Source organism: Clostridium sp. Marseille-P7770, from assembly GCF_902143525.1.
Lineage (GTDB): Bacteria > Bacillota > Clostridia > Lachnospirales > Lachnospiraceae > Pilosibacter.
In genome coordinates, this window is the sequence record NZ_CABFVC010000006.1 from 72,056 (window position 1) to 84,972 (window position 12,917).

12 protein-coding genes are annotated in these 12,917 nt (G+C 52.4%); all 12 read left to right on the top strand.

The features are described from left to right. Positions 1 to 113: 113 nt before the first annotated feature. The gene (locus tag FN001_RS15030; RefSeq protein WP_118297076.1) at positions 114 to 818 is read left to right on the top strand and encodes a response regulator transcription factor; all 705 of its coding nucleotides are present in this window, start codon (positions 114 to 116) and stop codon (positions 816 to 818) included. After that, on the top strand, positions 808 to 1,950 hold the full coding sequence (locus tag FN001_RS15035; protein ID WP_118532873.1) for a sensor histidine kinase: 1,143 nt from the start codon (positions 808 to 810) through the stop codon (positions 1,948 to 1,950). The genes FN001_RS15030 and FN001_RS15035 overlap by 11 nt, the downstream gene beginning before the upstream one ends. An 18-nt stretch (positions 1,951 to 1,968) precedes the next feature. Next, positions 1,969 to 4,443: a hypothetical protein gene (locus tag FN001_RS15040; protein ID WP_142412380.1), complete on the top strand. Its 2,475-nt coding sequence runs from the start codon at positions 1,969 to 1,971 to the stop codon at positions 4,441 to 4,443. After that, positions 4,443 to 5,393, top strand: coding sequence for an ABC transporter ATP-binding protein (locus FN001_RS15045; protein ID WP_118321126.1), 951 nt, complete (start codon positions 4,443 to 4,445; stop codon positions 5,391 to 5,393). The genes FN001_RS15040 and FN001_RS15045 overlap by 1 nt, the downstream gene beginning before the upstream one ends. Further along, on the top strand, positions 5,383 to 6,303 hold the full coding sequence (locus FN001_RS15050; RefSeq protein ID WP_142412381.1) for an ABC transporter permease: 921 nt from the start codon (positions 5,383 to 5,385) through the stop codon (positions 6,301 to 6,303). The genes FN001_RS15045 and FN001_RS15050 overlap by 11 nt, the downstream gene beginning before the upstream one ends. Before the next feature lie 57 nt (positions 6,304 to 6,360). Further along, positions 6,361 to 7,191 carry a deoxyribonuclease IV gene (locus tag FN001_RS15055; RefSeq protein WP_142412382.1) on the top strand — a complete coding sequence of 277 codons (831 nt, stop codon included), beginning with the start codon at positions 6,361 to 6,363 and terminating at the stop codon, positions 7,189 to 7,191. A 17-nt stretch (positions 7,192 to 7,208) separates the two neighbouring features. Beyond that, on the top strand, positions 7,209 to 8,531 hold the full coding sequence (locus FN001_RS15060; protein ID WP_142412383.1) for an SPFH domain-containing protein: 1,323 nt from the start codon (positions 7,209 to 7,211) through the stop codon (positions 8,529 to 8,531). 69 nt (positions 8,532 to 8,600) lie between these two features. Continuing rightward, on the top strand, positions 8,601 to 9,779 hold the full coding sequence (locus FN001_RS15065; protein WP_142412384.1) for a TFIIB-type zinc ribbon-containing protein: 1,179 nt from the start codon (positions 8,601 to 8,603) through the stop codon (positions 9,777 to 9,779). Next, a complete protein-coding gene (locus tag FN001_RS15070; protein WP_243122052.1) occupies positions 9,779 to 10,744 on the top strand; it encodes a TPM domain-containing protein in 966 nt (321 codons plus the stop codon). The genes FN001_RS15065 and FN001_RS15070 overlap by 1 nt, the downstream gene beginning before the upstream one ends. A 3-nt stretch (positions 10,745 to 10,747) precedes the next feature. Beyond that, positions 10,748 to 11,662, top strand: a complete 915-nt coding sequence (locus tag FN001_RS15075) for a ketopantoate reductase family protein (protein WP_142412386.1) — start codon at positions 10,748 to 10,750, stop codon at positions 11,660 to 11,662. 87 nt (positions 11,663 to 11,749) lie between these two features. Further along, on the top strand, positions 11,750 to 12,166 hold the full coding sequence (locus FN001_RS15080) for a DUF3842 family protein (protein ID WP_142412387.1): 417 nt from the start codon (positions 11,750 to 11,752) through the stop codon (positions 12,164 to 12,166). A gap of 240 nt (positions 12,167 to 12,406) precedes the next feature. Continuing rightward, positions 12,407 to 12,862, top strand: a complete 456-nt coding sequence (gene tnpA, locus FN001_RS15085) for an IS200/IS605 family transposase (RefSeq protein WP_142410635.1) — start codon at positions 12,407 to 12,409, stop codon at positions 12,860 to 12,862. Positions 12,863 to 12,917: the final 55 nt, after the last annotated feature.

Below are 12,917 nucleotides of genomic sequence, written 5' to 3' on the forward strand. Positions count from 1 at the left end.
TGACTTGTAAAAATTTCCTCTTAGTTTTCAGAAAAAAGTAAGGAAAAAAGGGTCGAAATATGGTAGGATGATACTAAGGTCAATCATAAGAAAAACCCAAAGGAGGACAAATCATGGAACAGATCGCAATCCTTGTTGTGGATGATGAGAAAGAGATCGCGGACCTTGTGGAGATCTACCTGGTCAGCGATGGATATAAAGTATTTAAGGCAAACAATGCGAAAGAGGGACTGGAGATCCTGGAAAAGGAGGAGATCCATCTGGTGCTCCTGGACATCATGATGCCGGGAATGGATGGACTCGAGATGTGCAGAAAGATCCGGGAGACGAACAATATCCCGATCATCATGCTGAGTGCGAAATCAACGGATCTCGACAAGATCCTGGGACTTGGGACCGGCGCGGATGACTATGTGGTAAAACCGTTCAATCCGCTTGAACTCACGGCCCGCGTGAAATCCCAGCTCCGCCGTTATACCCAGTTAAACCCGAACAGCAATACCGGAAAGGCGGCAAAGAACGAGATCACGATCCGCGGACTCTCGATCAACAAAGACAACCACAAGGTCATCGTGTACGGGGAGGAGATCAAGCTGACTCCGATCGAGTTCGATATCCTGTACCTTCTCGCGTCGAATCCGGGCCGCGTGTTCAGCACGGATGAAATCTTTGAGAAGGTGTGGAACGAAAAAGTATACGAGGCAAACAATACCGTCATGGTACATATCCGGAGACTGCGCGGAAAGATGAAAGAAGACACGAGACAGGATAAGATCATCACGACGGTCTGGGGGGTAGGATACAAAATTGAAAAGTGACTGGAGCAGAAATTTTTACACGCAGATCGCGGTCAATATCTTTTACAGCGCCCTGATCGCATGTCTGGTGGACGCGTTCCTGATCATGAATATCAACCTTCTGCTGGCATATCTGGACCAGACCAGGTACGCGAATATGATGATCTTCCAGATCTTCCGGATGGGGACGATCACGACGATCCTCTATGTCCTCATCGGGATCGGAGTCTTTTCCCTCACGCTTCTGCTGCTTGAGAGAAAGACGATGAAATACATCGGAAAGATCGCGATGGCGATCCAGAACATCTCCGAAGGCGATCTGAATACCCAGATCGAGGTCGTGGGAGACGATGAATTCTCTGCAATGGCATCCAATCTGAACAGGATGGAAGCAGATATCCGGAAGCTTATGGATAAGGAGCGCGAATCGGAGCGGACGAAGAATGAGCTGATCACGAACGTCGCCCATGACCTTCGGACACCGCTCACGTCCATCATCGGCTATCTGGAGCTTCTCTCCTCCGGACCGGCGATCAGCCAGGAGATGCAGAAAAAGTATATCGATATCGCCTATGTGAAGGCAAAACGCCTGGAAAAACTGATCGAAGATCTCTTCGGCTTTACGAAGATGAACTACGGCAGGATTTCCATGAACGTCGGAAAAGTGGACATCGTTAAGCTTCTCGGTCAGCTTTTGGAGGAATTTTATCCGAGTTTTATGGATAAGGACCTGACTTACGAGTTAAAGAGCAATGTCCCGTCCCAGGTGATCACGGCGGACGGAAATCTCCTCGCGAGACTTTTCGACAACCTGATCAACAACGCGATCAAATACGGGGCCGAGGGAAAGAAAGTCCTGGTCCAGGTGCTCGCGAAGGACGATATAGTCACGGTGTCCGTCACGAACTACGGCTATGTGATCCCGGCGGAGGAGCTGCCGCTGATCTTCAATAAATTTTACCGCGTGGAGCAGTCCCGCTCATCAAAGACCGGAGGAACCGGTCTGGGACTTGCCATTGCAAAGAGCATCGTGGACATGCATGGCGGAACGATCAGCGTGGCCAGTGACCTGAACGGAACGGTGTTCACCGTAAAGCTGAAGGTGGATTTTGATGTGAATAAGGAAAATTTTGCAGGCAATGCTTCACGCTAGGAATATCAGGGGAAATATATGAATCAGACGAAAAAATATCTGCTTTTTGGGTGTATGGCTGCCGTCCTTGTGACGGCGGACAGCTTTCCCGCTTTTGCCGGGGATTCGGAACTCTACGGAGTCAGCCTGGATCAGGAAGAACAGGCGAAAGCTCCGGTCGCTCTGGACATCACGGCCGTGTATGGGAAGACGGCCAGGCTCGGGAGTTTTGTCCCGTTAAAGATCCGCCTCTACGGCCAGTCGGAGAGTGCGTTTCAGGGGACTCTTACCGTGTCGACGCTGGAGAGCGTAAACAACGGGACGGCGGAACCGTATGAATATTCTTGGTCGGTCGAGGTTTCGCCTGCGGAGACAAAGAACATGGAGCTCTACGTCCCGCTGGGGCAGAAAAACGGCAAGATCTATCTGACATTAAAAGACGCGAAAAACAGGACCATGGGGGAAACCTCCATGGATTTTGACGTTTCAAAGGAAGAGAGCCGTCTCCTTGCGGGAGTTATCGAAAACAGACCGGGAAACTTAAACTGGCTCGACGGAGTCGGTCTGAATTACGGGATGGTCCAGTCGAAAACGGTCGAGATCGCGAAGGAGGACTTTCCGGATGACCCGAGAGGACTTTCGATGTTCGACCTGCTCATTGTAAACGGGATCGACTGCGGGACTCTTGACCAGGCACAGAAAGAGGCCGTGGCGGACTGGGTGAGCGACGGTGGTACCCTGATCCTCGGAACCGGAAAAAACGGCGGGAAAACACTGGAACTCCTGAGTGAAATGCAGACGGATATCACGCTGGAGGACGCGAAGACCGTGTGGATTGGAATGGGAACCGAGTACGCGGATCAGAATCCGGCAGAATCTGAGGTGCGCTTAAACTACGCGCAGGCGGAGATTCCTGGTGCTTCGGAACGGATGGTCACAGACGGGACCCCGCTCTTAAAGATCATGAGCTGCGGAAACGGACGGATCGGCGTTCTGGGGATCGATCTTTCGGAGATCACCGGCTTCGTGAAACGAAATTCTTCCTACGCGGCCTGGTTTCTCGGGGAGGTGTTCCGGGAGGAAGAACTGAACAGGATCTATTACTATTCCTATGGCCGGGATGCCGGCTACTGGAATGCCCAGAATCTTGTGAGCGGAGGAAATGCGAAGCGGCTTCCGAACCTTGTCCTCTACGGCTTTGTGATCTTTGGATATCTGGTCATCGCGGGGCCGGGTCTCTATCTGATGCTGAAAAGAAAAGGACTGAACAGGTATTACGGCGGTTCTTTGCTTGTCTTTTCGGCAGCAGCCTGCGTTGTGATCTGGGCGATGGGGGGAAAGACGAGATTCACGAGTGAGTTCTGTACAAGTGCGACGATCCTGGATGCGGAGAACGATACCGTCCGTGAGAAGACATTCTTAAATATCCGGACGCCGGACAGCAGCGGATTTTCCGTGAAGCTCACGCCGGACTACCGGGTCTCCCCGCTGACAAGGAGCGGACGGTATGATACGGTCCGCGTGGAGAATTTTGAAAAGAACATTCAGGCTGCGATTGGCATCCGGAAAGAGGCGGATGACACCGTGATCTTCAGCAGAAGATCAAAAGCGTTTGACTCCCGGTATTTTCTTCTGGAACGGGAGACAGAGATGCAGGGCAAAACGGATGCCAGTCTCACGGTATCGGGCGGAAAGATCAGCGGTTATGTTGAGAATCATCTGCCTGTGAAGCTGGAAAATGCGGCGGTCTATCTCTACGGACAGGTCGTGATCCTGGGCGATCTGGAGCCGGGACAGAGGATCGAACTGGAGAATGAGAAGCTTCTGGTATGGCCGGTCGGAATGACATGGCTGCTCGCGGATCGGGTCTGCGGCTATCCGGACCGCGCGGACGATTCGAACGAGGAATACATGGAAAATATTCAGAAATCCGGTCTCGGAGAATATTTTGCGGATCATTATTATTCCAGATATAACCCGGAAGTCCGACTCGGCGGCTTTATTCCGTCATCCTACGCGGAATCGGCTGGAATCCCTGATGACGACCAGGACGGAAAGACGTTCTATACGGAACCGGTGAGTTGTCAGATGGGAAAGGACGGGGAGATCTACCGCTGTGGTCAGATGGCGGAGCCGTCTGTGAGTACCGGAATGGGCGTCAGCTACGGAAACGCCATGGTCCTGTACGGAACGGATCCGGTGATCGTGGAGTATGATCCGGGAACGGATATTCAGATCGGGACATATTCCTTCCTGCCTGTTTCGGAGCAGTTTTTCGAGGATGCGAGATATTCCTATATCGACCGCTTTTCCGGAGAAGCGTCATTCTATAATGAGAAGACGGGAACCTACGATCCGGTCGATATCCGGAAACAGGATTTTACGAGAGAGGAACTGAGTGATTACATTGCCGCGGACGGAAAGATCACGGTTCGCTATTCCGGCGGGAATGACGCGAAGAATGGAACCAGTCAGGCACTTCCGCTCCTGATGGTCACGGGGAGGGAAAACTGATGCTGAAGATACAGGGACTGAAAAAGAAATTTGGCAATTTTGAGGCGCTCTCCGGACTCGACATGGAGGTTGCGGAGGGGGCGCTTTACGGCTTTGTCGGACCGAACGGAGCCGGAAAGACCACAGCGATCCGCATCATCACGGGACTCCTGAATGCGGATGAAGGCTCTGTCCTGATCGACGGAAAAGACGCGTTCTGCTACCGGGACCAGGTGAAGGACCTGTTTGGATACGTTCCGGATGAATTTGGTCTGTATGACAATCTGAAAGTCTGGGAATACATGGACTTTTTTGCCTCCTGTTACGGGCTTTCCGGCCTGGTGGCGAGAGAGCGGTGTACAAACCTCCTGGAACAGGTAAAGCTTGCGGATAAAGAAGATTTTTTCGTGGACAGTCTTTCGCGCGGAATGAAGCAGCGGCTCTGCCTTGCCCGCGCGATGATCCACGATCCGAAGCTTCTGATCCTGGACGAGCCGACCTCCGGGATGGATCCGAGAGCGCGTGTGGAATTCAAGGAGCTCTTAAAGGAGCTGTGCGCGGAGGGAAAGACGATCCTTGTGAGCTCCCATATCCTCTCGGAGTTGGCGCAGATGTGTACCGATATCGGGATCATTGATGCCGGAAAGATCGTTCTGTCCGGAAACATGGGGGATATCTTAAAGCAGGTCAATGATTCGAACCCGATCCGTGTCCAGGTTGTCGAGAATGTCCGGGAGGCGGTACAGTTTCTCAGGGCAGAGCCGGAGGTCCGGACGATCACGGTGGAAGGAAACGACCTCGTCGTGGGATTCCACGGCGGAAAGGACGCGGAGGCGATGCTTCTCGCAAAACTGGTAGCGCACAACATCGGGATCTGCGGATTCTGGAGAGAACAGGGGGACCTGGAGAGCATCTTCATGCAGATCACGGATCATGATATGGAAAAGGTGGTGATGACGAGTGAAGAATAATCCGGTCTATAAGAGGGAAATGCTGGTCCGGTCGAGAAGTTTCCGGATCCCGCTCATCATCCTGATCTTTAACGGGATCCTGGCTCTGGTGGCGCTCTTAAACATGTACCAGAGCATCGCGCAGGTAAAGGTGAGCGGATCCGTCACCTATGAGAATTTTTTACAGCTCTACACATTCGTGGCCGCCCTGGAGTTTATGATGCTGATGTTCATCATGCCGGCGCTGACGTCGGCCAGCATCAGCGGGGAGCGGGAACGCCACACGCTGGAGCTGATGTTTACGACAAAGATCCGTCCGATCGACATCGTGATCGGGAAACTCGCGTCGGCGTTCACGCATCTGATGATCCTCGTGTTCTCGAGTATTCCGGTCCTGATGCTGACCTTCATCTATGGGAGCATCAGTTCGCAGGATCTCTTCCTGCTGCTGTTCAGCTATGTGACCGTTGCATTGTACTGCGGAAGTCTCGGAATCTTCGCTTCTTCGTTGATGAAGCGCTCGACGTTTTCGAATGTCATCACCTACGGGATCATGCTGGTCCTCGTGGTGGGGACGTACATGCTGAATGTGTTCCTGCTGAGGATCTCGGAGACAGAGATCAATATGATGGTGCTGGGGGCGGGGGAGACGATCCCTGAGCCGACTTCCGGGGCGGCCGTCTATCTGCTGCTCGCGAATCCGGCGATCACGTTCGCGCAGATTCTGGAAGGTCAGGTTGCGGGAGGCGGAGGAAACTTTACGATCCGGAACTTTCTCGGAAGTCAGGCCGGGAATCTGATCACGGATCACTGGGTCTTCTTTAGCCTCATCCTGCAGCTTGTCCTGTCGGCGATCTTCATATGGGGAGCCGTCTTTTTCCTGGAACCGGTGAGAAGACAGAAAAAGGCTGATCTTCAGAGTACCCGCTGAGTTACTTTTTACGGGCGGAACAGTCAGAGAGAAAAAATTCATGTGGAGGTAACAGGAATGTTTTATATCGGATGCCATCTCTCCTCTGCGAAGGGGTTCCTCGCGATGGGAAAGGACGCGGAAAAGATCGGAGCGACGACGTTCCAGTTTTTCACGAGAAATCCGCGGGGCGGAAGTGCAAAGCCGCTCGACCATGAGGATATCCAGGCATTTTTAAAATTGAAGGAAGAGCTGGGGATCGGAACGCTGGTGGCCCATGCTCCATATACATTAAACGGCTGCTCAGCGGACAAAAAGATCCGTGATTTCGCGAAGCGGACCATGGCGGATGACCTGGAGCGCATGGAGGCGATCCCGGGAAATCTCTACAATTTCCATCCCGGAAGCCATGTAAAACAGGGCGTGGAAGCCGGGATCACTTATATCGCAGAAATGTTGAATGAGATCCTGCGTCCGGATCTCCACACGACGGTACTCCTCGAGACGATGGCCGGAAAGGGGAGCGAGGTCGGGAGAAGCTTTGAGGAGCTTCGGGAAATTCTTGACAGAGTCGAACTTTCTGATAAGATGGGAGTATGCATGGATACGTGTCATGTCTGGGATGCCGGGTATGACATTGTAAATGATCTTGACGGCGTGCTGGCGGAGTTTGACCGGATCGTGGGTCTCGACCGTCTGAAAGCGGTCCATTTGAACGACAGCATGAATGTGCGGGGAGCCGGAAAGGACCGCCACGCGCGGATCGGGGAAGGCGAGATCGGTGCGGAGGCGCTTGTCAGGGTGATCAATCACCCGGAGCTGCGCGATCTGCCGTTCTGTCTGGAGACTCCGAATGAGCTTCCGGGATATGCAGAAGAGATCCGCTTTCTGAAAGAACACAGACAATAAAAAGGAGAACATGGGATATGGGTATTTTAAAGGTTGGTGTCGGCGCGTTAAAGAGCGTGCTGGAAGATTCCTGGCGCGAGTATTTCTACTGTCCGGCGATGGAACCGGATGTCCTTGTCAAAAAAGGGGAAAACAGAAAGTCAAATAGAAGCTATAACACAAAAAACAGTGACAACCTGATCTCCAACGGATCCATCATCGCGGTCAATGAGGGACAGTGCATGATGATCGTGGATCAGGGAGCAATCGTTGAGGTCTGCGCGGAAGCCGGAGAGTTTGTGTACGATACCTCCGCGGAGCCGAGTATTTTCTACGGAAATCTCGGAAAGAGCATCGGGGACAGCTTTAAGCAGTTCGGAAAGCGTTTCACGATGGGCGGTGACACGGCGAGAGACCAGAGAGTCTACTTCTTTAATACAAAGGAGATCGTCGGAAACAAGTACGGCACGGCGAATGCAGTCCCGTTCCGCGTGGTGGACCAGAACATCGGTCTCGACATGGATATTGCGATCCGCTGCCACGGCGAATATTCCTACCGGATGGTGGATCCGATCCTCTTTTATAAGAACATCTGCGGAAACATTGAGGAAGATTATACGAGAGACAAGATTGATTCCCAGCTTCGCAGCGAGCTCCTGACAGCCCTGCAGCCGGCATTCGCAAAGATTTCCGGGATGGGAGTCCGCTACAGCGCACTTCCGGGACATACGGTGGAGCTTGCAAATGCGCTCCGTGAGATCCTCTCCGACAGCTGGGACGATGTTTACGGGATCACGGTGAGCAAGATCGGAGTGAGCTCCGTGAAAGCCTCCGAGGAAGACGAGAAGATGATCAAGGAGCTGCAGAGAAATGCGACATTCCGCAACCCTGGAATGGCGGCAGCGCAGCTCGTAAATGCACAGGCGGAGGCGATGCAGAGTGCGGCGAAAAATACTTCGACCGGCCCGATGATGGCGTTCGCCGGAATGAACATGGCTGCACAGAACGGCGGATTTAATGCCCAGGGACTGTTTGACATGGCAGCTGCCCAGGGACAGCAGGGTGCTTCCGATATGGCTGCCCAGGCTCCGCAGACATCCGGCGGACCGGCAAAGATGGCGCCGTTATCCGGCTGGACCTGTTCCTGCGGTCAGGAGGGAAATACCGGAAACTTCTGCTCCAACTGCGGAAAGAAGAAGCCGGAGGAGAGCGGTTCCTGGACCTGCTCCTGCGGACAGGTAAATACGGGCAATTTCTGTTCAAACTGCGGAAAGAAGCGCCCGGACGCTGTCTGGACCTGCTCCTGCGGTCAGGAAAATAAAGGAAACTTCTGTGCGAACTGCGGAAAACCGAGACCATAAAAGAATCAGCTCCCGGATTGTTTCGGAATGACAGTCCGGGAGTTATGCCAGATACAGGGGGAAAAAGAGATGGCACTTGTAAGTTATAAATGCCCCAACTGCGGCGGCTCAGTGGTCTTTGATCCGAAAAAGCAGAAATTCTGCTGTGAGTTCTGCATGTCGGAATTTACGGAGGAAGAGATGAAAGCTGCGGCTCTGAGTTCAACAGAGACCAGCGGTGTGCAGGATGGGGGTGATACCTCCGGGACAGTGGGAACGGAGGCACAGGCAGAAAGCGGGGTTAATGCGAAAGCAGGCACCGAAACAGGTGCAGATCAAATATCCGATATGGCACAGAGTGGCCGTGCAGGCAGCACAGATCAGAAAGAGGACGCTCTCGTCTACATTTGTCCGAGCTGCGGTGCGGAGGTCGTGACGGATGCCACGACAGCGGCGACGTTCTGCTATTACTGCCACAACCCGGTCGTCCTCTCCGGAAAGCTTTCCGGGGAATTCCTGCCGGACTATGTGATCCCGTTTGCGATGGATAAGAAACAGGCGACGGGGATCTTCCTTGACTGGATCAAAAAGAAAAAATATATCCCGGATGACTTTTTCTCAAAAAGTCAGATCGAGAAGTTCTCCGGCGTGTATTTCCCGTACCTGATGTACAGCTGCAAGGTGGACGGAAAGATCCAGGCGGAAGGTGAAAAACAGCGGACCTGGGTTGCAGGAAATATCCGGTATACGGAGCATAAAAAATACCGGATGGAGCGCGCAGGGGAACTCGATGTCAGAAATGTGACGAGAAATGCCTTAAAGAAAAATAACAGCGCACTCGTGGAAGGCGTTCTGCCCTTTGATATGGAAAAGCTGAAACTGTTTGATATGGGATACCTCTCGGGATTCCAGGCGGAAAAGCGGGATATGGAGAAAGAAGCTCTGACGCCTGAGGTGGAGCAGGAAGTAAAGCAGTACACGGTGGAACAGCTGAAAAACGACGTGATGGGACAGTACTCCGCAGTCCGCGTGGATCAGAGTGACACAAATATCCGGGACGCAAAGTGGCAGTATGCCCTGCTCCCGGTGTGGATCCTTACATATAGGGATAAGGCCAGAAAAGACGAACTCTATTACTTTGCGATGAACGGGCAGACAGGAAAGATCTGCGGAAAGCTTCCGGTCGCAAAAGGAAAACTTGTGAAACTGTTCCTGGAGATCTTTGTGCCGGTTGCGGCGATCCTGATGATCGGAGGGTGGTTCCTGTGATGAAAATGAAGTGGATAACTGAAAAGACGGGTAAGAACAGCGGGAGAAACAGGGGCATTCTGGGAGCGGCAGGAAGATCACTGAAAGTTTTTCTGGCAGCAGGCGTCCTTGGGATCTTCCTCTCGGGAACTGCCTTCGCAGCGTCCGGCGAGGACGCGTACCGCATGGCGGAGGGAACGGAAAACTATGCCGATGTCTACGATATGGCGGATCTTTTTACGGACGAAGAAGAACAACAGCTCTCCGGACAGGCGCAGACGCTTTCTGAGAAGATGAAGATGGAGGCGGTCATCGTCACGACGGAGGAAAATTCTGACTCCGCGCAGGTGTTTGCGGACGGATTTTACACGGAGGGCGGCTTTGGAACAGGCTCTGACCATTCGGGAATCCTGTTCCTCATCGACATGGACAACCGGGAGCTCTATATTTCCACGACCGGACAGATGATCCGGTACATGACGGACAGCCGGATCGAGGACGTCCTGGATGATGTTTACGGGTATGCGTCGGATGCCGATTATTACGGGGCGGCTTCAGCATTTCTTGCAGATACGGAAACGTGTTATGCGAACGGGATCTCGAAAGATCAGTACAATTATGACACGGAGACGGGAAAGATCAGCCGTTACCATCATCTGGAATGGTATGAGATCCTGTTTGCGATCGGCATTGCGGCAGTCTGCGGCGGCGCGGCGGTGGTCTCTGTGCTCAGAAGCTACAGTCTTCACGGGGAAGATAAGCGGATGGCTGCGAACTTTAAGCTCTCTTATCGGCGTGACAGTCGGTTTACCATGGGAAATATTCTCGCGGATGCCCTGCTGACTTCGTATATTACGCAGCAGGTGATCGCATCACAGAAAAATAACCGTCCGGGCACCGGAGGAGGAAGTTTTTCCGGCGGCGGCAGGTCATCCACCCACAGTTACGGTGGAAACAGCCACGGCGGCGGGGGAAGGAAGTTTTAAGGAATGGAGATCAGGACGATCGGGATCATCGGACAGGGCGCGCTCGGCGTCATGTACGGAAATCATCTGACAAAGAAGCTCGGAAATGAGCATGTATTTTTTATCGCGGACGAAACGCGTGTGGAACGATACCGCAAGACGGGCATGAGCTGCAACGGGGAGAAATGCGGATTTACATACCGCTCCCCGGCGGAGGCAGTGACGGCAGATCTCATCATCTTTGCCGTCAAATTTATGGGAATGGAGAGTGCGATCCGGACCGTGAAGCCGTTTGTCGGGGAGAATACCCTGTTCTTGTCGGTGCTCAACGGGATCTCCAGCGAGGGGATGATCGAGGAAGTCTACGGGGCGGATCATGTGCTCTATGCCTGCGTTCAGGGAATGGACGCTGGAAAGGATGGGAGCGCGGTCACTTACAAAAATATGGGCTACATCACCATCGGAAATAAGGATAAGAGCCGCGATGAGAAGTTAAAAGCGGTGACGGATCTGTTTGACCGGACCGGACTTTCCTACCAGGTTCCGGACGATATCCTGAGGGAACAGTGGAACAAACTCATGTTAAACACCGGCGTCAACCAGGTGACGGCAGTCTACGGCGCACCGTACAGCCTGATCCAGAAAGAGGGAGAGGCGCGGACCATGATGATCGAGGCCATGCGCGAGGTTCTCCGCGTGGCGGACACTCAGGATGTGGATCTTTCGGAGGCGGATATTTCCTACTGGCTGGACCTTCTTGCAACCCTGAATCCGGATGGACATACGTCCATGTGCCAGGACGTGCTCGCGGGACGGCCGACGGAGGTGGAGCTGTTTGCGGGGACGATGTTAAAGATCGCGGAGGAAGAGGGACTTTCTCTTTCGGTGAACGCGTTTTTGTATGAGCGGCTGAAGGAGCTGGAGACAGCTGAAGATTGAAAGTAAGGAGAGCTGAGGGAACGCTCCGGCAGATCTTTGTGCCTGCAGTGCTGAAACATGGCAGGAAGGTGAAAGAAGGAGAAATACATGACGATCATGGTAATTGACGGCCAGGGCGGAAAGATGGGAAAAGGCCTGGTGGAAATGTTGAAGAAAAGCTGCCCGGAGGACGAGATCCTGGCAATCGGGACGAACAGCATCGCTACGGCGGCGATGTTAAAGGCGGGGGCGGATGCCGGTGCGACGGGAGAAAACCCGGCGGTCGTCACAAGCCGCACGGCGGACATCATCGTGGGCCCGATGGGGATCGTTATCGCGGACTCCCTGATGGGGGAGATCACCCCGAAGACGGCCGTTGCGATCGGCCAGAGCCCGGCAAAAAAGGTTCTGATCCCGGTGAACCGCTGCCAGCATTTTGTTGTGGGCTGCAGGGACGTTTCGATGGGAGAATATGTAAAGCTCGCGGTGGAGGAAGTTCTGAAGATCCGGCGCGGGGAGCTGTAAATAAGCGCTGATAAAAAGACGAAGACACCTGATTTTTGATGATCTGGGTGGCTTCGTCTTTTTTTATTATGGACTTTAGTCTGTTGAGCCCATTGGAGTTTTTCGCTGATCCGAAAAATGGAGATGGGCGAAACAATAAACCACCCGCTATGCGGGTGCGCGTCGATTGTTATACAAAAAATTACCTTTCCGTTTACAATAAAGTTGTTCAGGCTATATTGCAGAAAGGAAAGGTAATTTATGGCGAAGAAAGAAAATTCACTCGCACATACGAAATGGATGTGCAAATATCATATCGTCTTCACACCTAAGTATAGACGAAAAGTAATCTATTATCAATACAGAGAAGACATTAGAGACATTATAAAACAATTATGCAGTTATAAAGGCGTACAAATCATCGAAGGTCATGTGATGTCGGACCATGTCCATATACTAGTAAGTATTCCACCGAAAATGAGTGTATCTTCATTCATGGGATATTTAAAAGGGAAGAGTGCGTTAATGATGTTCGACAAGCACGCAAATTTAAAGTATAAATTTGGTAATCGTCATTTCTGGTCAGAAGGTTATTATGTTAGTACAGTAGGACTAAATGAAGCCACAATCAAGAAATATATTCAAGATCAGGAAAAGCATGATATTGCAATGGATAAATTAAGTGTAAAAGAATATGAAGACCCTTTCAAGGGTTGAGGCTAAGTAGTATCAACACCCCTTAAGGGGTAGCGACGAGTCAAGAGCAATATGG

Coding starts and splice junctions, on each gene's coding strand:
- FN001_RS15030 (WP_118297076.1), top strand. CDS start 114: ATGGAACAGATCGCAATCCTTGTTGTGGATGATGAGAAAGAGATCGCG.
- FN001_RS15040 (WP_142412380.1), top strand. CDS start 1,969: ATGAATCAGACGAAAAAATATCTGCTTTTTGGGTGTATGGCTGCCGTC.
- FN001_RS15045 (WP_118321126.1), top strand. CDS start 4,443: ATGCTGAAGATACAGGGACTGAAAAAGAAATTTGGCAATTTTGAGGCG.
- FN001_RS15055 (WP_142412382.1), top strand. CDS start 6,361: ATGTTTTATATCGGATGCCATCTCTCCTCTGCGAAGGGGTTCCTCGCG.
- FN001_RS15060 (WP_142412383.1), top strand. CDS start 7,209: ATGGGTATTTTAAAGGTTGGTGTCGGCGCGTTAAAGAGCGTGCTGGAA.
- FN001_RS15065 (WP_142412384.1), top strand. CDS start 8,601: ATGGCACTTGTAAGTTATAAATGCCCCAACTGCGGCGGCTCAGTGGTC.
- FN001_RS15070 (WP_243122052.1), top strand. CDS start 9,779: ATGAAAATGAAGTGGATAACTGAAAAGACGGGTAAGAACAGCGGGAGA.
- FN001_RS15075 (WP_142412386.1), top strand. CDS start 10,748: ATGGAGATCAGGACGATCGGGATCATCGGACAGGGCGCGCTCGGCGTC.
- FN001_RS15080 (WP_142412387.1), top strand. CDS start 11,750: ATGACGATCATGGTAATTGACGGCCAGGGCGGAAAGATGGGAAAAGGC.
- tnpA (WP_142410635.1), top strand. CDS start 12,407: ATGGCGAAGAAAGAAAATTCACTCGCACATACGAAATGGATGTGCAAA.